Annotated in this window: 19 protein-coding genes; 18 read left to right on the forward strand and 1 reads right to left on the reverse strand. The window is 40.8% G+C overall.

The window, feature by feature from the left end:
- Positions 1–219: 219 nt before the first annotated feature.
- The 18 genes from Q0F90_RS00390 to Q0F90_RS00475 all read left to right on the forward strand — a co-directional run bounded on the left by Q0F90_RS00390 (position 220) and on the right by Q0F90_RS00475 (position 18,701).
- Positions 220–1,125, forward strand: coding sequence for a LysR family transcriptional regulator (locus Q0F90_RS00390; RefSeq protein ID WP_105081467.1), 906 nt, complete (start codon positions 220–222; stop codon positions 1,123–1,125).
- A gap of 267 nt (positions 1,126–1,392) precedes the next feature.
- Positions 1,393–1,968, forward strand: a complete 576-nt coding sequence (locus tag Q0F90_RS00395; RefSeq protein WP_009352017.1) for a xanthine phosphoribosyltransferase — start codon at positions 1,393–1,395, stop codon at positions 1,966–1,968.
- Between the two features lie 26 nt (positions 1,969–1,994).
- On the forward strand, positions 1,995–2,441 hold the full coding sequence (locus Q0F90_RS00400) for a hypothetical protein (RefSeq protein ID WP_296001964.1): 447 nt from the start codon (positions 1,995–1,997) through the stop codon (positions 2,439–2,441).
- A gap of 11 nt (positions 2,442–2,452) precedes the next feature.
- The gene (locus Q0F90_RS00405; RefSeq protein WP_296001968.1) at positions 2,453–2,893 is read left to right on the forward strand and encodes a hypothetical protein; all 441 of its coding nucleotides are present in this window, start codon (positions 2,453–2,455) and stop codon (positions 2,891–2,893) included.
- A gap of 433 nt (positions 2,894–3,326) precedes the next feature.
- Positions 3,327–3,818 carry a 5-(carboxyamino)imidazole ribonucleotide mutase gene (gene purE, locus Q0F90_RS00410; RefSeq protein ID WP_296001971.1) on the forward strand — a complete coding sequence of 164 codons (492 nt, stop codon included), beginning with the start codon at positions 3,327–3,329 and terminating at the stop codon, positions 3,816–3,818.
- Between the two features lie 65 nt (positions 3,819–3,883).
- On the forward strand, positions 3,884–4,612 hold the full coding sequence (gene purC / locus Q0F90_RS00415; protein ID WP_296001973.1) for a phosphoribosylaminoimidazolesuccinocarboxamide synthase: 729 nt from the start codon (positions 3,884–3,886) through the stop codon (positions 4,610–4,612).
- A gap of 9 nt (positions 4,613–4,621) precedes the next feature.
- Entirely contained in the window at positions 4,622–6,040 is a 1,419-nt protein-coding gene (gene purF, locus Q0F90_RS00420; RefSeq protein WP_296001977.1) for an amidophosphoribosyltransferase, read from the forward strand.
- Positions 6,027–7,088, forward strand: a complete 1,062-nt coding sequence (purM, locus tag Q0F90_RS00425) for a phosphoribosylformylglycinamidine cyclo-ligase (protein ID WP_296001980.1) — start codon at positions 6,027–6,029, stop codon at positions 7,086–7,088. Before purF ends, purM begins: the two co-directional genes overlap by 14 nt.
- A complete protein-coding gene (gene purN / locus Q0F90_RS00430) occupies positions 7,081–7,698 on the forward strand; it encodes a phosphoribosylglycinamide formyltransferase (RefSeq protein ID WP_296001983.1) in 618 nt (205 codons plus the stop codon). Before purM ends, purN begins: the two co-directional genes overlap by 8 nt.
- A gap of 24 nt (positions 7,699–7,722) precedes the next feature.
- Positions 7,723–9,252 (forward strand): bifunctional phosphoribosylaminoimidazolecarboxamide formyltransferase/IMP cyclohydrolase, encoded by a 1,530-nt coding sequence (purH, locus tag Q0F90_RS00435; protein ID WP_296001985.1) that lies wholly within the window; start codon positions 7,723–7,725, stop codon positions 9,250–9,252.
- Between the two features lie 136 nt (positions 9,253–9,388).
- Entirely contained in the window at positions 9,389–10,651 is a 1,263-nt protein-coding gene (gene purD, locus Q0F90_RS00440; protein WP_296001988.1) for a phosphoribosylamine--glycine ligase, read from the forward strand.
- 296 nt (positions 10,652–10,947) lie between these two features.
- Positions 10,948–12,090, forward strand: a complete 1,143-nt coding sequence (locus tag Q0F90_RS00445; RefSeq protein ID WP_296001991.1) for an isochorismate synthase — start codon at positions 10,948–10,950, stop codon at positions 12,088–12,090.
- 40 nt (positions 12,091–12,130) lie between these two features.
- Positions 12,131–13,897 (forward strand): 2-succinyl-5-enolpyruvyl-6-hydroxy-3-cyclohexene-1-carboxylic-acid synthase, encoded by a 1,767-nt coding sequence (gene menD, locus Q0F90_RS00450; protein ID WP_296001993.1) that lies wholly within the window; start codon positions 12,131–12,133, stop codon positions 13,895–13,897.
- On the forward strand, positions 13,894–14,754 hold the full coding sequence (menH, locus tag Q0F90_RS00455; protein WP_296002014.1) for a 2-succinyl-6-hydroxy-2,4-cyclohexadiene-1-carboxylate synthase: 861 nt from the start codon (positions 13,894–13,896) through the stop codon (positions 14,752–14,754). Before menD ends, menH begins: the two co-directional genes overlap by 4 nt.
- Positions 14,755–14,758: 4 nt before the next feature.
- Positions 14,759–15,601: a 1,4-dihydroxy-2-naphthoyl-CoA synthase gene (gene menB / locus Q0F90_RS00460; RefSeq protein ID WP_296002017.1), complete on the forward strand. Its 843-nt coding sequence runs from the start codon at positions 14,759–14,761 to the stop codon at positions 15,599–15,601.
- Between the two features lie 178 nt (positions 15,602–15,779).
- Positions 15,780–17,168 carry an o-succinylbenzoate--CoA ligase gene (gene menE / locus Q0F90_RS00465; protein WP_296002021.1) on the forward strand — a complete coding sequence of 463 codons (1,389 nt, stop codon included), beginning with the start codon at positions 15,780–15,782 and terminating at the stop codon, positions 17,166–17,168.
- Between the two features lie 7 nt (positions 17,169–17,175).
- On the forward strand, positions 17,176–18,327 hold the full coding sequence (gene menC, locus Q0F90_RS00470) for an o-succinylbenzoate synthase (protein WP_296002025.1): 1,152 nt from the start codon (positions 17,176–17,178) through the stop codon (positions 18,325–18,327).
- Positions 18,324–18,701, forward strand: a complete 378-nt coding sequence (locus Q0F90_RS00475; protein ID WP_296002027.1) for a PaaI family thioesterase — start codon at positions 18,324–18,326, stop codon at positions 18,699–18,701. Before menC ends, Q0F90_RS00475 begins: the two co-directional genes overlap by 4 nt.
- A gap of 169 nt (positions 18,702–18,870) precedes the next feature.
- On the opposite strand, the gene Q0F90_RS00480 is transcribed toward Q0F90_RS00475, so the two are convergent.
- Positions 18,871–19,512, reverse strand: a complete 642-nt coding sequence (locus Q0F90_RS00480) for a DUF2939 domain-containing protein (RefSeq protein ID WP_296002029.1) — start codon at positions 19,510–19,512, stop codon at positions 18,871–18,873.
- Positions 19,513–19,523: the final 11 nt, after the last annotated feature.

A 19,523-nucleotide genomic window follows, 5' to 3' on the forward strand; every position in this document is an offset into this window, starting at 1 on the left:
AGTATAGTCGGTCTAGACTTATAAGTAAAGATAATCTTACTAATGAAAAGATTAGAAATACTAATAAATATGAAAAATTCATGAAGGTCATAAGACCTAATGTTCATGAAAATTTCTACATATTCATTATATATTGAGAGTTCATAGTTATAATATAGTAAATGATATGTATAGTTAAAAGTAAGACGTTACTATTAGTATATAACAGAGGTGACTAAAATGGCAGTATCTGCAGATTTATATAGAACCTTTTTAGGGGTAGGCTTATATTTATCCTTTTCTCGTGCCGCAAAAGAATTAGGCGTGTCCCAATCCGCCATCAGCCAAAGTATCAAACAATTAGAAGGGGAACTCAATATGCCTCTTTTCGTGCGCACTACTAAATCTGTAGGATTCACGCCAGAAGGTAAAGAATTGTTCGATACAGTAGCTAAAGCATTTTCTATTCTTGATAATGGTGTTACCCAATTACAAGAACGTGTTAGTCAAGCGTATGAAAGCTTGAATTTAGCTGCTACAGATACATTATGTCGCCATTTCTTATTGCCTTATTTCCATAAATGGCAATTGCAAGAAAGTGAAATCGGACTACATATCATCAACCGTCCATCACCTGATTGTGTAGAGTTAGTACTTAACAAAGAAGCGCAATTAGCAGTGGTTAACGATTATGAAGGTTTGCGAGATAATCCTCAATTAGAAGTGACTACGCTTGCTACGATTCAAGATGTCTTCGTTGGAGGACCTGACTATAAAGGGGCAGGGTTCTTCGATCAAGGTCGTTTACTTAACGAGCCTATTTTGCTCTTGCATAAAGGTTCTGCGAGCCGTACCTTCTTCGATGAAGTTACTCATGGCGCATGTCGTAAACCTCGTTTTGAACTTGGTAGTGTCGATGTATTGCTAGACCTTGTGGAAATTAATATGGGTATTTCCATGTTGCCTAACCATGTGGTACAACAAAAGATGCAAGAAGGGACTATTGTTCGTATCGACACAGATATTCCTGTGCCGACTCGCGATATTGTGCTTGTACGCTCTCGATTGGTACCTCAATCTGAAGGGGCTGCTAGATTTACATCCTTGCTCGTTAATCGTGAAAGTAACCGCGATAAAATTTTATAAAAAGATAACACACTTTATGAATTTTCATAAAGTGTGTCTTTTTATATTTTAGGCTAGGTCTTTCTATGCTATATTATATTGTTATAAACCTGTTAAATCCTACGGTTTAGAAGAGATAGTTTTTTGAGTCTTGTATGTAATAATTTTTTATAAGCCATCTCATGCGATTTTTACTAGTCGTATTATAAGACTTTTACTACATATAGGTTGACCCTGAGGGGTTATTTACGTTAAAATTTAAAGATAGTTATGCGGAGGTATAAGCACATGGAATTATTAAAAAAGCGCATTCGTGAAGAGGGTATTGTCCTCAATAATCGCGTGCTAAAAGTAGATGGCTTCTTGAACCATCAAATCGATCCACAATTGTTTAAAGCAATCGGTAAAGAAATCGCGGATCGTTACCGTGATGCAGGTGTACAACGTATTGTTACCATTGAAGCATCTGGTATTGCGTTGGCATTGATGGCTGCTCTTGAGCTCGACGTGCCATTGGTATTTGCGCGTAAGAAGAAATCTATCCTTATGGTAGATGACGTATATCATAGTGTTGTGTACTCTTATACAAAAGAAGAAAACTACGATATTACTATTTCCAAAAAATTCTTGCCAGCTGGCGAAAAAGTATTGATCATCGATGACTTCTTGGCATCTGGTGAAGCAGCGATGGGCCTTGCTAAATTAGTTCAAGATGCTGGTGATACAGTAGTAGGTATGGCCATTGCTATTGAAAAATCCTTCCAACCTGGTCGTGAACGTCTTGAAAATGCAGGTTACCGTGTAGAGTCTTTAGTTCGCATTAAAGAATTTAAAGACAATGGCTGTGTATTTATCGAAGACTAATAGTCTGATTATTTGTAGAGGGAATTATGAATCAAAAAGCAGAAAAATTCGACTTACTTGTTGCTGATCTGAATAAAGGTGGCAACTCTTGGTTTACAAAGGAAGAAATGACAGACGACCTTCATACTGTTGTGTACCACGGCCGTTTGGATGTTCATAATCATAGTTTGCCTGTATTCATCGTTGTGGATGATTCTGCATTCTCCTATGCACGTATAGCTATCACAACAACATCTATTGATGAGAAAGTAATTCCTGATGTATTAAAAGAACTCAACACATTAAACCAAGATTACAAAGTGTCCAAATATTATGTAAGCACTGAAGATAACAATATCTACATGGACGTATCTGTTCCTGCTTTGACAGAACAATTCGATCCTACTGTAGTAGTAAATCTTTTGCTTGAAGTAGTCCAACCACATTTAGATGCTGTACATAAAGGCATTCTAAAAGTAGCTGGTTTAGCTTAATAGAGGTTGTTATGAATCCTAAATCATTATTATTTGATAAGTTTTTGAAAGAAGAAGAAATCACATCCTTTGAACGTAAGGATTTTGACGATGAGGACGGCACTGTCGTATATCGTTCTTACATCAAATCTCCATTATGGGATATGCCTTTATTTGTTATTCTTGATAATAGTATTTATAGCGTTATTCGTTTAGTATTGGGACCTGAAAAGGTTACTGCACAAAACATGGCTGCCTTAAATGCGTTAATCAACCGTGACAATGCGACTTACAAAAACTATAAACTTTATATTGATGAACAAGACTCCAGTCTATATTTAGATTGCGTATACATGTGTGGTGACGATGCGTTCGAGCCTGCATTGATGTATGCGTTGATGTCTTCTATCGTAGATTACATCCCTGAATCTGTAGGTGAGTTGAAAGCTGCCTTTGAAAGCGGTACTCACTAATTAATAGCGATTACAAATTAAGTGATCTAATGTTCGGAAATATATATAAGAGGATAACCTGTTTTAAAACGGGTTATCCTCTTTTTTGTATTCTTAAAAAATTATATTAATACTAATTAATATAATAAATCTAAGTTAGTTTTAGTAAATTTGATTTGTTTCTTTATTTAACAAAAGTATTTTGATATATATCTATATAACAAAATAAGAATTCTTTGTAAAGTTCGGAATATAACGAATAATAAAAATATTTAATGTGAAATTATTCGAAAATCATATTGCTTTTGAAAAGGTTAGGTGTTACAATTTGTGTACAAGAAGGAGGTAGCACCGTGAACTATGCAAATCAACAAACTCAACGCAAGTCTACGGAGGCTATTTGTGCGCATTTTTCCCAGTCTATTTAGGCTGGGCTTTTTTATTAGGAGGATCTATGAAGGTCGGTATTATTATGGGCAGCAAGTCTGACCTAGACACAATGAAAAAGGCATCTGCTGTACTTGATGAATTTAACATTCCTTATGAAATGGTTATCGCTTCTGCACATCGTACGCCAGAGGCTGTAAAGGATTTTGTTACACGACTTGAAGATGAAGGGGCTATTGCTTTTATCGCTGGTGCTGGTGCAGCGGCCCACTTACCAGGTGTAGTGGCGAGTTTCACCACATTACCTGTAATCGGTATTCCTCTTAATGCAACGGCATTGAAGGGCATTGATTCCTTGCTTGCTATCGTTCAAATGCCATCTGGCATGCCTGTAGCAACTATGGCTGTAGACGGTGCTAAAAACGGAGCACTCTTTGCTGTCCAAATTGGAGCAGCTTTCAACAAAGAATTGAAAGAACAATATGTACAATATCGTAAAGATATGGCTGAAAAAGTCTTAGCAGATAATGCAGAGCTACAAGGTGCCATTAAACTATAATCGTTTGAAACGTTTACATCATCATTTATATGCCTCGAATAGAAAAGAGTAAAAGGAGAAATATCATGGCTAACATCGACTTGGAAAAATTAACATTATTATACGAAGGTAAAGCAAAACAAGTATATCAAACAGATAACAAAGATGAGTACATCGTTCATTACAAAGATGATGCTACTGCATTCAACGGCGAAAAACATGATACTATCCTTGGTAAAGGCGTATTGAACAATAAAATTTCTTCTTTCTTCTTTGAATTGTTGAAAAAAGAAGGTGTACAAACTCACTTTGTTCGTCGCGAAGATGATCGCAATCAAACAGTACTTACATTGGATATCATTCCTCTAGAAGTTATCGTTCGTAACATTGCGGCAGGCTCTATGGCTAAACGCTTTGGCATTGAAGAAGGTACACCTCTTAAACATCCAATCCTTGAATTCTGCTACAAAAATGATGAATTAGGCGATCCATTTGCCAATGAATCCCAAATCACAGCACTTGGCTGGGCGACTCAAGAACAATTAGATGTAATCTCTACTATTACATTAAAAGTAAATGATATTTTGAAAAAATTCTTGGCTACAAAAAATGTAACCCTTGTAGACTTTAAATTAGAATTTGGTACACACAATGGTGAAGTACTATTAGGCGATGAAATCTCTCCTGATACATGCCGTTTCTGGGATGCTACAACAGGTGAAAAACTCGACAAAGACCGTTTCCGTCGAGACCTTGGCAATATCGAAGAAGCGTACAAAGAAATGTTATTCCGTCTTACTGGCGAACGCGCCTAAGGGGGCACAATGAACTACGATCCTGTTTTTGATAAATGGCATGAAGAGTGTGGTGTATTCGGTGTCTATGATAGAACCGTTGATGTAGCACGCTATGTATATTGGGGCCTTTTTGCGCTCCAACACCGTGGCCAAGAAAGTGCGGGTATTGCCGTTACAGATGGTCATGATGTAGAACTAAAAAAAGGCATGGGCTTGTTGACTGAAGCTATCAAAGAATTACCATCTTTGTCTAGCCATATGGGTACAGGCCATGTGCGGTACTCTACAACAGGGTCCAATAATCCACGTAATATTCAACCGTTAGTTATTCATTATCAAGGTGGCCAAATTGCAGTGGCTCATAACGGTAATTTAACGAATGCTTTAGCCATTCGTAAACGCCTTGAAGCAGATGGTTCTATTTTCCAAACGACTATGGATTCGGAGGTTATCGTAAACCTCATTGCTCGTTCTAAAGCCAAAACTCAGGCGGAACGCATTGCTGATGCAGCCCGTCAAATTGAAGGGGCCTTTTCTCTCGTTATTACTACGAACGACTCCTTGGTAGGGGTGCGCGACCCTCAAGGTTTTAGACCTCTGTGTTTAGGTAAAACTGAAAATGGCTATGTTCTCTCTAGTGAAAGCTGTGCTTTTGACGCCATTAAGGCTGAGTTTATTCGCCACATAGATCCAGGCGAAATGGTTATCATCGATGACTCTGGTGTGCGCAGTACCATCTATGCAGAACCAGAAAAAATCGACAAAAAGCTTTGTGTCTTTGAATATATCTATTTTGCTCGTGGTGATAGTCATATTGACGGTCAATCGGTATATCAATCTCGTCTTAATATGGGGCGTGAATTATATATCGAAACAAAATATGATGCAGATATTGTCATGTCTATTCCAGACTCTGGCACTACAGCTGCATTAGGCTATGCTCGTGCATCGGGCATACCATTTGCAGAAGGTCTTGTTAAAAATCGTTATAGTGGTCGTACCTTTATCAAGCCAAATCAAGAGGAACGGGAATTGGCTGTTCGCATGAAGCTTAATGCATTGCCTCATATTGTAGGTGGTAAACGGATTGTCCTCATCGATGATTCTATCGTACGCGGTACTACGAGTGGTATTATCGTTAAAATGCTAAAAGAAGCAGGCGCCAAAGAGGTTTACATGTGTGTAAGTTCTCCAACGATTGAGTATTCTTGTCACTATGGTATTGATACATCCGTACGAAAAGAACTCATTGCAGCTACACATACAATAGATGAAATAAAAGATTACATCCACGCTGATAAATTGCATTACTTGTCTCGCGAAGGTTTATGCCGCGCTATATCTGATGTAGAACCAAATGATTTATGTTTTGCTTGCTTCAACGGGGATTATAGCGTAGCGGTTCCTGCGGACCAAGAGGAAGGGGTCAAATATGTGCTCGAATAAAACTAGTTTAACCTATCGCGATGCAGGTGTTGACATTGATGCAGGCAATCGTGCCGTCGAATTGATGAAAGAATCTGTAAAACGCACTTATACTCCCGGTGTTGTAGGTGATTTAGGTGGTTTTGGCGGCCTCTATTCCTTAGCTGGTCACTCTATGTCTGACCCTATGCTCGTATCTGGTACGGATGGGGTAGGCACCAAATTGCGCCTCGCTATCATGATGAATAAACATGATACAATCGGTCAAGACTGCGTAGCTATGAGCGTTAACGATATTCTCGTACAAGGTGCTACACCTCTATTCTTCCTCGACTACATTGCAGTAGGTAAGCTGAATCCAGTGAAAGTAGCCGATATCGTGCGCGGTGTAGCTGAGGCTTGTGAAGAATCTGGCTGCGCTTTACTAGGCGGCGAAACTGCTGAAATGGCAGGCTTTTACGATAATGATGACTACGATGTAGCTGGTTTTGCCGTTGGTATCGTAGATCGTCCTAAATTGATTACTGGTGAAAGTATTAAAGCGGGCGATGTCATTTTAGGCTTGCCATCTTCTGGCGTTCATTCCAATGGTTTTTCCTTGGTTCGTAAAATCGTATTCGACCATAAACAATTGTCTATCGATACAGACATCCCAGAGTTTGGTAAAACTTTAGGCGAAGAATTATTGACGCCTACACGTTTATATCCAAAAGCGATCTTACCACTAATTGAACAAGAGCTTATAAAAGGCATGGTTCATATTACAGGCGGTGGGTTCTATGAAAACATTCCGCGCGTATTGCCAAAGGGTGTGACTGCAGAGGTAGATGTTACTACATGGCCAAGACTTCCTGTATTTACGAAACTACAAGAATGGGGCAATGTAGCATGGCCTGAAATGTATCGTACTTTCAACATGGGCATTGGTATGATCCTCATTGTTGACCAAAACGATGTAGAAAAGGTTAAAGAAAATCTTGGTAACCGTGGTGAAGCGGTTTATGAAATTGGCCATATCGTAAGTGGCGATGGTCCTGTTGTCCTCAAAGGGGCTGAATTTGATGCGTAATTCTAAAAAGCGATTAGCCCTCTTTGCTAGTGGTCGTGGTTCCAATGGGGAAGCACTATATAAGGCCATGCAAGACGGCTATATTAATGGTGAATTTGTTGTCATCATTACAGATCACGGCGATGCCGGTATTGTAGAACGCTCTAAATCTTGGAATATTCCACTTATTGTTATCGACCGTAGCGACTATGATTCTAAAGCTAGCTTTGAACAAGCTCAGTTAGATGCCTTAGAGCCTTATAAGGTAGATGGAATCGTATTGGCGGGCTATATGCGTATCGTTGGGGCTAAGCTCATTGAACGTTATGAGCATAAGATTTTAAATATTCATCCTGCTCTGTTACCATCATTTCCAGGCCTTCATGGTCATCAACAAGCCATTGACGGAGGCGTAAAAATTACGGGCTGTACAGTGCACTTTGTTGATGCGGGAATGGATACCGGGCCTATTATTATGCAGAATACGGTGCCTGTACTACCTGATGATACAGAGGATACTTTGAGTGATAGATTATTACCTATCGAGCATAAAACGTATAAAGAGGCGTTGCGACTATTTTGTGAGGATAAGCTCACTATAAAAGGTCGCGTTGTATATATTGAAGATTGATGTGTAAACAAAGGAAGACGTTACATGATTAAAAATGCACTTCTTAGTGTTTCAGATAAAACAGGTATTGTAGACTTTGCAAAAGGTTTAGTTGATTTAGGTGTAACCATTTATTCCACAGGAGGAACCCTTAAAGCCATAACTGATGCGGGAGTTGCCGCAAAAGCGGTTGAATCTTTGACTGGTTTTCCTGAAATGATGGACGGCCGTGTAAAGACATTGCATCCAAAGGTTCATGGCGGTATTTTGGCAATCCGTGATAATGCAGAGCATCAACAAGCTATGGCGGATCATGGTATTGAACCAATTGATTTAGTAGTTGTCAATCTCTATCCATTCCGTGAAACCATTGCTAAACCAAATGTATCCTTAGAGGAAGCCATTGAAAATATCGATATCGGTGGGCCTACCATGGTGCGTTCTGCTGCGAAGAACCATGCGTATGTAGGCATTGTAGTAAACCCAAACCATTACGATGAAATCTTAGCAATGCTTAAAGAACGTGGCGAATTGACTAAAGACTATCGCTTTGGTCTAGCGAAAGAAGCCTTTGCTCATACAGCTGCGTATGACGTAGCTATTGCTAATTACATGAGCGGCGTCTTAAACGAAGGTCCTACACCTCCAGAATATTTAAGTGCTTATGAAAAGGTAACAGACCTTCGCTATGGGGAAAATCCGCATCAAAAAGCGGCATTCTACAAAGAAATCGGTACAGCTCATGGCATGGGGGCCTTGAAACAACTTCATGGTAAAGAGCTTTCTTATAACAATATCGTAGATATGGAAGCAGCTTGGAATATGGTGTGGGAGTTTACAGATCCTGCAGCATGTATTATTAAGCATACCAACCCTTGCGGTGCAGCCACAGCGGCTACATTGCATGATGCCTATGTCAATACTTACGAAGCAGACTCCGTATCTGCTTTTGGCGGCATCGTTGCGTTAAACCGCGAAGTGGATGCTGCTACTGCAGGAGAAATGAGCAAAATTTTCTTAGAAGTCATTATGGCACCTGCTTTCACAAAAGAAGCATTAGACATCCTAGAAGCAAAGAAAAATATTCGCCTCATCGAGTTGTCTAAACCTGAGTCTGGCCAAGTGACGGTGAAAAAGGTTTCTGGTGGTCTATTGGTGCAAACGGAGGATGATATCCTAGAAGACCGTGCCCACTATAAAGTGGTTACAAAGGTACAACCAACAGAGGAACAATGGAAAGCCCTTGAATTTGCGTGGAAGCTTGTAAAACACGTAAAATCCAATGCAATCTTGATTTCTAACGAAAAGCGCACACTCGGTGTGGGGGCTGGTCAAATGAACCGTGTTGGTTCTGCAAAAATCGCTCTTGAACAAGCTGGTGAAGCCGCAAAAGGGGCCGTATTAGCTTCTGATGCATTCTTCCCATTCGGTGATACTGTAGAAACGGCGGCAAAACATGGTATTGCAGCCATTATCCAACCAGGTGGATCCATTCGCGACGAAGAATCCATTAAGGCTGCTGACGAAGCAGGCATTGCCATGGTGTTTACAAGTATTCGTCATTTCAAACATTAATTCATTTAGCATAATTGAGGTTTACAGTTGAGCACTAGTTCGTATTTAATCATTGATGCGTAATAATGATTGTAGAGGATATAAGTGCTTACATAAAATGATGTATTGATGGCGTTTAGGCGTCGATGGAGGACTTATGAAAGTATGTGTAATCGGTAACGGCGGCCGCGAACATGCATTGGCATGGCGCTTGTCCATCAGCCCTAGCGTAACAAAGGTATACGCCATTCCTGGTAGCGCGGCTATGTCAGATTGTGCTGAGCTAGTTGGCATTGACTGGCAACAAAGCGATCATTTGATTAGCTTTTTGAAGGACAACCAAGTCGATTTAGTCGTTGTCGGTCCAGAAGCACCTCTTGTAGCAGGATTAGCAGATGTACTGAACAAGGCAGGAATTCCTGTCTTTGGACCATCCAAAGCCGCTGCTCAACTAGAAGGCTCAAAGGTGTTTGCCAAGGATCTTATGAAAAAATACAATATACCGACCGCTGCGTATGGTGTATTTCGCAAGGTCGATGAAGCAAAAGAATTTATCGCTCAAACGGGTGCTCCTATCGTGGTGAAAGCTGACGGCTTGGCAGCCGGTAAGGGCGTTGTAGTAGCAATGACCGTGGAAGAAGCGAATGCAGCTGTAGAAGATATGCTTAGCGGTAATCGTTTTGGCGATGCAGGTAGCACCGTTGTTATCGAAGAATTCATGGAAGGTGAAGAAGCGAGCTTACTTGCCTTTGTAGATGGCAAGACTGTGGTACCTATGATTGCATCTCAAGATCATAAACGCATCTTTGACGGCGATAAAGGCCCTAATACAGGCGGTATGGGTACCTATGCACCGGCGCCAGTGCTTACAGATGCATTGCGTGATGAAGCAATGAAAACAATTTTAGAACCTATGGTGGCAGCCATGCAAAAAGAGGGCATGCCTTATGTAGGTTGCCTCTATGCAGGCCTTATGATTACGCCTCAAGGTCCTAAGGTTGTAGAATTTAATGCACGCTTTGGCGATCCAGAAACACAAGTTGTATTGCCATTACTTGATAGTGATTTAGGTCAAATCATGATGGCTTCTGCCACAGGCAATTTGACACCTGATATGGTGAAATGGAAAGACTCCTCTGCAGCTTGTGTCATTCTTGCTTCTAAAGGATATCCTGAAACATCTTCCAAGGGTGATGTGATTCATGGTGATATTAAACAACATGATACAACCATCGTATTCCACTCAGGCACTAAACTAGTGGGTGAAGAGTATGTGACCAATGGCGGTCGCGTGCTTGGCGTTGTAGGCCTTGGTAAAGACCTTAGAACCGCACTTGATAGAGCTTATGGACGTATAGAACACATCGATTTTGAGGGCATGCAATATCGTACAGATATTGGGGCGAAAGCTTTCAAATAAACTAAAGATCTTTTAAATCATGTAAACATGTATTTAAATAGTACAATAGCATTTCAAAATATAAAAACCTCTACATTTATGCATAGCGCATGTGGTGTAGAGGTTTTTATTTTCTACCTTTTAATGGTTACCTATGATATAATAAATTAGATATAAAGAGGGCCCATCGACGTGTGATGGCGTTAGGCTCATCTCAAAATTTGGAAGCTTATGGATGACGCCTGACGTGTAGAAGAAACCTTCTACACGTTAGGTGTTTTTACTATAGTCTATTTTTCGTATAGCGACGTACAACTATGAAATATAACAAAGAACCGTTAGAACTGAATAGTCCTGTGGCCTTTTGGCTGAACTTCCCCAATGAAGAACGCGTGTTTTGGGTGGATCGTCAGAGTGACCGAATCGTTGTAGGCGCTAAACGTCTAGCGACGGTCAAAGATGATGAGGACCGTCATAATTACGCTTACGTATTTTATGGGGATACTTTTTTTGAGACCTCCAAGGATCCTAAATGGGCTGGTATGGGCCATGAAATGATTGCTTTCACCCATTATTACATCGTAGAAAATGGGGAATCTTTCTACCTTTATGCTGGTGAAAGCGTGCCTATCGAGGATTTTGAGGTGCCTCGCGTACGCCATAACTTCAAGGAAACTAGTGATGATAAGGCGGCTTGGGATAGCTTGATGAATGCTATTGCTGAGGGGATTAGCAGTGGTGAAATGACTAAGGTCGTTTCCTCTCGTGAAGTCCAGTTTACCAGCGATACCCCGTATAATGTGGCTAGTATTTTAGCCAATTTAGTAGATAACAATCCTAATTGTTTTATCTTTGGTTACGAAAAGGATGGACGTACCTTCGTGGGTGCCTCTCCAGAAATTCTAGTACGTCATCGTGGCAGTGAAATCCTCAGTTATGCCTTAGCAGGCACGGCGCCTAAACATGGGCCTAACGCGTGGACTAAGGAGCAACTGTTAACAGATAAGAAAAATCTTTTTGAACATAACATCGTCCGCAATCGCATTGTAAATACTATGAAAGCGATTACTCCAGATGTGACCATAGGTGAAACGGGTATTATGGAGCTCGCTCATCTCTATCATTTGCGGACCATCATTACCGCAAAGGATAGCACAAAGTCCCTCGTAGAGTGGGCAAAATTGTTACATCCTACACCTGCTCTCGGTGGGGAACCGCGAGAAAAGGCATTGGCACTGTTGCAACAGTACGAAGCCCATGAGCGCGGCATGTATGCGGCTCCATTTGGCTTTATGAAAGATATGGGGGACGGCATCGTTGTCGTAGCCATTCGATCAGCCCTCATCATGGATAATGTACTCTATGCCTATGCAGGGTGTGGCGTTGTGGCCGACTCTGATGCGGATGAAGAATACGCAGAAACTAATAATAAAATGCGCACCATTTTGGAGGCGCTCTAATACATTTCCAAACCCTTAGGGGTTGTTGAAAGGGAATATAATGAACGAATATATTGCTGCCTTGGTAGACGAGTTCTACCAACTCGGCATCCGTCATGCCGTGTTTAGCCCTGGCTCTCGTTCTACGACGATGGCCATGCTTTTCACGGAGCATGAAGGATTTGAAACATATATGAATATAGATGAGCGCTCTGCTAGCTTTATGGCTCTTGGTATTGCAAAGGCTCATAAGGAACCAACCGTACTCGTTTGTACCTCTGGTTCAGCAGTGGCTCATTATTTGCCCGCTATTTTAGAGGCTCAATATAGCGGTGTGCCTCTCATTGTACTATCTGCTGATAGACCGCATACACTGTTACACGTAGGGGCTCCGCAAACAGTGGACCAACAGAAAATCTTTGGTACTGCTGTAAATTATTATGAAGAATTAGCAGTGCCTCAAGAGGCTCATTACTATACATATCCACGCCAAGTAGCGCGTAAGGCGTATATGAAAGCGATGGATACTAAAAAAGGACCAGTACATATCAATGTGCCTCTCTTTGAGCCATTGGTACCTGAACTGGACAGTAAACACTTTGAAGCGGGACGTAGTCCCTTTAACGTGGTTAAGCTCAATTATAGTCGTGGCTGCAATGGTGATACTGCAAGTAGTACAAGTCTTGTAAGCGACACTCGAAATAGGAATAATGATAGCTTCCTTGCGCAGTATAAGAATATTCTTATACTAGCTGGACCACAGGTAGATATTGCAGAAGTTAACAGTATTCTTTCTTTTGCTGCTGCACTACAAGCACCTATCTTGGCAGATCCATTATCTAATGTAAGACGAGGTTATAACGCAGCTGGTAATCGTAGTGATAAGGACTGCATCGATACTAGTAAAGTTGTTATTTCTACATATGATGCATTTTTAGCTGATAAAGAGTTATGGCCTGTGTTAAAACCAGATTGTATCATTCAGTTCGGCCGAATCGTAGTGTCTAAACGAGTGCAACAAATGGTGGCGAGTTGGGATAATGTAGAATACATTGAGGTTAACCCTACGATGGATTCCTTGAATCCAACGGGTAAGACCACAGTACATATGCAAACAAGTATTGATGAATTTGTAAATCTGTACAGCACAGTAAACGACTCAAATGCATATCTAAAAAAATGGCAAAGTTTAGAAGAAGCTGGAAAAGCTCAACTAGGTACAGCATTAGAGGAACCGAGTTGTTTTGAAGGTCGTACGATACGCGAGTTACAGCAGCATATGCCCGATAATGCACAAGTACTTGTTGCTAATAGTATGAGTATTCGAGACTTTGATTACTTCTGGTTTAGTGGTGAATCTGCGGCCGTACTGTATGGCAACCGCGGTGTAAACGGTATTGATGGTACTATTTCTACCGCTTTAGGTCTTGCTACAAATGGTCTGCCTACCTATCTTGTAACTGGTGACTTGTCGTTGTTCCATGATTTAAATGGGTTGGCAGTAGCCAAAACGCATAAGCTCAATTTGACGATTATTTTGCATAATAACGATGGAGGTGGTATTTTTGAATACTTGCCGCAAAAGGGAACGAAGCATTTTGATTACTTGTTCTCTACATCGCAAGGCTTAGATTATAGTGGGGCTGCCAAACTTTATGGCTGTGGTTACACTAAAATCTCGAGTCCTAATGAATTGAGTTCGGTACTAGCTAAAGTTAGCTTAGAAGCAGGTGTTCATATTATTGAAATCCCTACAAATCGGGAATATAGCCGACAGCTACATAAAAAATATACAAAAGTTTCAGTTGATATGGAGGCATTACTATGAGTCAGTATTTTTGCAGTATTGTAGATAATGCTTTGTGTAATCCAGCTCAACGCATGTACTTTGATTTGGGTGAATACCGCTACGGTTTGACTGTAGTTGGCGATGGGGAACCTATCGTGTGTCTCCACGGTTTCTCTGAATCGAGCTATACTTGGGATGCTATTAATCTTCCCGGCTATCGAGTGGTCCGTATCGATTTGATTGGTCATGGTGATTCAGATATTCCTGACGAAGAACAGGCTTACACTATTCCTCAAATGATAGAGGACTTGCACACGGTTATTTATCATATGGTGGGGGATAGTTACTACCTCATGGGCTATTCCATGGGGGCTCGTATTGCTCTTTCCTATGCTTTGGAATATGAAAGTGAAATCAAAGGTCTCATTCTTGAAAGTGGCTCTGTGGGGATCGCTTCTGATGATGAAAGGGCAGAACGTCGTAAGGCCGATGAAGACTTAGCAGTTCGCATTGAAAATCATGATGGTGCGTGGTTTGCCTCGCGTTGGGCGGAGGTTCCTATTTTTGAAAGTCAAAAACAACTTTCAGAGGGCGTAGAGGAATTAATCTATCTACGTCGTTCCAATAATAGTACGTACGCCTTAGCCTGTACATTGCGTGGCTCGGGACAGGGTGTCATGCCTTATGTAGGAGATAAATTAGAAAAATTCTCTGTTGAAGGCTTATATGTGAGTGGCGCATTAGATACAAAATATACTACAATAGGAAGAGATGTATTTGGCAAGTTGCCAAACTTTAAGCATGTCATCGTCGAAGGGGCGGGGCATAATGTGCATATAGAAAAACCGCAAATATTTGAACAAGCGGTGTTAGATTTTTTACAGAAGAAAGGTTAAGTCCATGAGCAAATTTGATTGGAAAGTATTGGATCGTAATTATGAAGATGTAATTTACGAAACATATAATGGCATTGCAAAAATTACTATTAACCGTCCAGAGGTGCGCAACGCGTTCCGTCCTAAAACAGTTATGGAGTTAATCGATGCTTTCACAGTAGCTCGTGAAGATAACGAAGTAGGCGTAATTGTATTGACTGGTGCAAACCACGGTCAAGGTGAAGATAAAGAAGCATTCTGCTCTGGTGGGGACCAAAGCGTACGCGGCCATGGTGGCTATGTAGGCGAAGATAATGTACCTCGTTTGAACGTTCTTGATTTACAACGTTTGATCCGTGTTATTCCTAAACCTGTTATCGCTATGGTTAATGGTTATGCTATCGGTGGTGGTCATGTATTGCACATAGTATGTGACCTTACTATCGCTTCTGAAAATGCTAAATTCGGTCAAACTGGTCCTCGCGTAGGTTCTTTCGATGCTGGTTACGGTGCAGGTTACTTGGCTCGCATGATCGGTCACAAACGCGCTCGTGAAGTATGGTTCTTGTGCCGTCAATACACTGCTGCTCAAGCGTATGAAATGGGCATGGTTAATACGGTTGTACCATTCGACAAATTGGAAGAAGAAACAGTTCAATGGTGTAACGAAATCCTTGAATTGTCCCCAATGGCATTGCGCATGTTGAAAGGTGCCTTCAACGCCGACACTGATGGTCTTGCAGGCTTACAACAATTCGCAGGCGACGCTACATTGATGTACTACACAATCGATGAAGCAAAAGAAGGTCGTGATGCGTTCAAAGAAAAACGTAAACCGAACTTCAAACAATTCCCTAAATTCCCTTAATAGGGAGAGTTACTAGTCCTAGGTTGAGGACTAACTAATCTAAAATCACAAGGGCGCCTCTATAGGAGGCGCCTTTCTTGTAATATCTCTATATTTATGATATATCGATTATTTTTTGTTGTTATTTATTGGTAATTAGTAGTTAGTGATTAGTTATTAGGTTTAGATACGAGGTGAGATGATGGACTGGTTACGTTATGGTGCAGAGCACTATCCTAATCGCATATGCATAAATCAATATACCTATAACGATATATACCGTAGCGTAGTCCATGTAGCTCGTAATTTAGAGCGGTCAGATGTCTCTCGTGTAGCAATCTTATCGGATAATTCTGTGACGATGGCGATTTATGTATTGGCAGCCATGCTCGTGCATAAAGAGGTACTACTACTAAACATACATCTTAAGCCTAACGAAATAGAAAACCAACTAGCTCAGTTAGATGTTACTACCGTATTGCATAGCATTGAGCGACGAGATCAATTACCTAATTCCATTTATGCCATTGTTTTTGACTCGCTAGAAAGTATTCTATCTGATTTAGCGCCAGAGGATACTTTTGATTGGACCTTCAAAGATAGTGACATTGCGGCCATTATGAATACCAGTGCCACTACGGGGCAGTTTAAGTCTGTTCCTCTTCGGTGGGGACAGATTCGGGCCCATGTACAAGCATCACAAAAGGTGTTGGGTAAAACTGAAGAGGATAATTGGCTCGTGGTATTGCCACTATTCCATGTTAGTGGTTTATCTATCTTGATGCGCTCGCTTTATAACGGTACGGCTGTTACTATATTGCCTAAATATGATGAAGCTCAAGTTCTCAAACTCATAGAGTCTGAGAAAATCAATATGATGTCTTTAGTACCTACTATTTTGACTCAATTAGAGCCCACTATTACACATCATAAATTGCGTGTTATCTTGCTCGGTGGTGAGTTCATTCCCATGGCGCTCATCGATGCTTGTGAAAAGAAATCCTTGCCTATTTACAAGACCTATGGCATGACGGAAACCTTTAGTCAAAGCGTGACCTTCTCAGTATTGGAGCATCCACATAAACGAGATTCCGTAGGCAGACCGTTACCTGATATGCAGGTTCGCATTGATAATCCTGATACAGATGGGGTAGGTGAGATTCACTTAACAGGTCCTATGGTTATGACTGGTTACATTAACAAGAAACCTATCGATGGCGATCTTAATACAGACGATATCGGTTACGTCGATGAAGAGGGATTTGTATATATTTTGAACCGTCGCAAGGACCTTATCATTTCCGGTGGTGAAAATATTTATCCTAAGGAATTAGAGGATCTAGTCTATACATTGCCATCTGTTAAGGAATGTGCCGTTGTACCTGTGCCTGATGATAAATGGGGACAAGTGCCGGCTCTCTTTGTGGCCTTTCACGATGGTGAAAGTATGACTGCAGATGATATTCTGTCGTTTATGACCAAATCCTTGGCAAAATATAAAGTTCCTAAATACCTGAAGATACTGCCTGAATTGCCTCGTAATGGCACAGGTAAAATCGTGCGTAATGAACTGCGTTTAGAAGATTGAGGCGCCTATGAATGATATTTTAAACTTTAAAAGTATAACTACATATCGCCTACAATTGCCATTAAAGTTCAATTTTAAAACCGCTAAAGGTGAAGTAAAAGAACGAGAAACTATCGTCATTCGCATCGAAGACCAACAAGGTTATGTAGGTTATGGGGAATGCGTGGCTTTCACGGAGCCCTTTTATACAGCAGAAACTGTAGATACATGTTGGCAAAAATTAGTAGATGACTATATTTTCAATCTCCGCTTGATGCGGCCTAAAGCGCTCATGACCTATGTGCGTCAGTTACAGTTTTGGCTCAATCGAGATCATATGCCTATGACCATTGCCGCCTTAGAAAATGCATTGATTAACCTTCATTGCGAGCGATTAGGTGTAAATTCCGTTTCCTATATTATAGGGCAGACTTTACAAGATACCATTGAAAGCGGCGTTGTTATCGGGGATGTACCGATGGAACAATTGTTGGATGCCGTAGAAACTCATGTGGCGAATGGTTGTAAGCGCATCAAGTTAAAGGTGAATCCTACAGACGGCTATGAACGAGTATCCTTAATACGTAAGTATTACCCCGATTTAGTCTTGGCGGCCGATGCAAATCAAAGCTATTCTTATGATGATATCCATAAGGTCCGTCAGTTTAACGATTTGAAGCTGGCTTGTATTGAAGAGCCTTTTGCTATAACGACGCTCCAATCCTATAAGGAGTGGAAGTGGGAACGCCTTAATAACGATGATTGGCATATTGAAACGCCTATCTGTTTAGATGAGTCTATCTTAGGCTATGACGACTTATCCTATGCTATCGAGCACGGCTTAATCGATGTACTCAACATAAAGGTAGGGCGTATGGGTGGTCTCGTACCTACTAAGGCAGCTATTAATCTTTGTAGAGAATGTCATATTCCCTATTGGATTGGCAGTATGGTAGAGTCGGGCATTTCTAAAATGTTGCACGCTCAACTAGCTGCACTAGGTGATTCCTATATGGCAGGGGACCTATCTGATTCTAATAGATATTTTGAACGCGATCTCATCTATCCAGATTTAACCTTTAAGGATGGTGTTATGCACGTTCCTGATGGAGATGGCCTAGGTGTAACCGTCTTTGATGATAGATTAGAAGCGTATTGTGTGGAGAAACGAACACTATGAATTTAATAGAATCCTTACAAATTGAACAACCTCGTATGACGAGCGATACTACATGCATTGCAAAAATGAACTTAGGAGAATTCCACAAACAGCCTCAAGGCTATCTAAACGGTGGTGCAACCTTAGCCTTTGCTGAAATTATTTCAGGCATGATGAGTAACGAACTCATCGGACCGAAGAAATTTGGGGTAGGTCAATCCGTTACAGCTAACCACTTGCGCCCTGTACGATGTGAAGGGGCCTTAACAGCTAACGGTACCTTACTTGTAAAAGGCAAAACATCCCATGTGTGGCGCTTTGATATGATGGACGATGCGGAGCGACTCATCTCACAAGTAACAGTTACCTTAGCGATAGTAGATTTTGATCGTTAATGTGCGTTATTGGGAAAATGTGTTTCATATTCTAAATACAAAGGACAGCGTATACAGTTGTATATGCTGTCCTTTTGTGGTTTAGTTTAAATACATAGATGATAGCTTTCTTAACTAGTTAGCTACTAACTTATGAGTTGGTTGCTTAGTTATTTAGTTATTTAGTTACCTACTTACGAGTGATTGTATATAAGTCTTCGATATCTGGAATATCGTAAATAACCCATGTGCCGTCACCTAAATGACGCATCAAAATCTTTATATCTTTCGTCATATTCTTTTTATTGTTTTGGATGGTTGCTGTAACCGTTGCAGTTTCGCCGTTGTCATCTGTTTTGAGATTTTTAATCTCTACATCGTGCTCTTTAAAGAGGCGGCCTTCTACGAGGCGGTCTACCATAGATTTATTATCATCGTTTTGGTTTGCTGTTTGGTTATTGTCGGCAGAAGGTTCAGATTTAAAACTATCTGGATCTTCAATATATTTTCTCATTACATCTTCGATGAGGGCAGGGCCAAATGTTTTTGTAGCAGCTACGGCGGCCTTGCCAAATGGATTAGACGTATCAATATATTTATTGCCTTCACGGTCTACAATGTTTTTTACGATGGATTTTACATCTACATGACGCAAAACTTCATCTGCATTTTTCTCTTGAACAGCTTGATGAATGATTTTTAATGTATAGGCTGGGCTATGTGGTACATACCATAAGAAATACCATGCAGCAGCTAATGCACCTACAACAGCGATGATGAGGGCGATAATAACGCCTTTGGAACTACTTTTATTCACGGTGAATCCTTTCATTTACTTTGTAT

Origin of the sequence: uncultured Veillonella sp., from assembly GCF_934190855.1 — a bacterium.
Classification (GTDB): domain Bacteria; phylum Bacillota; class Negativicutes; order Veillonellales; family Veillonellaceae; genus Veillonella.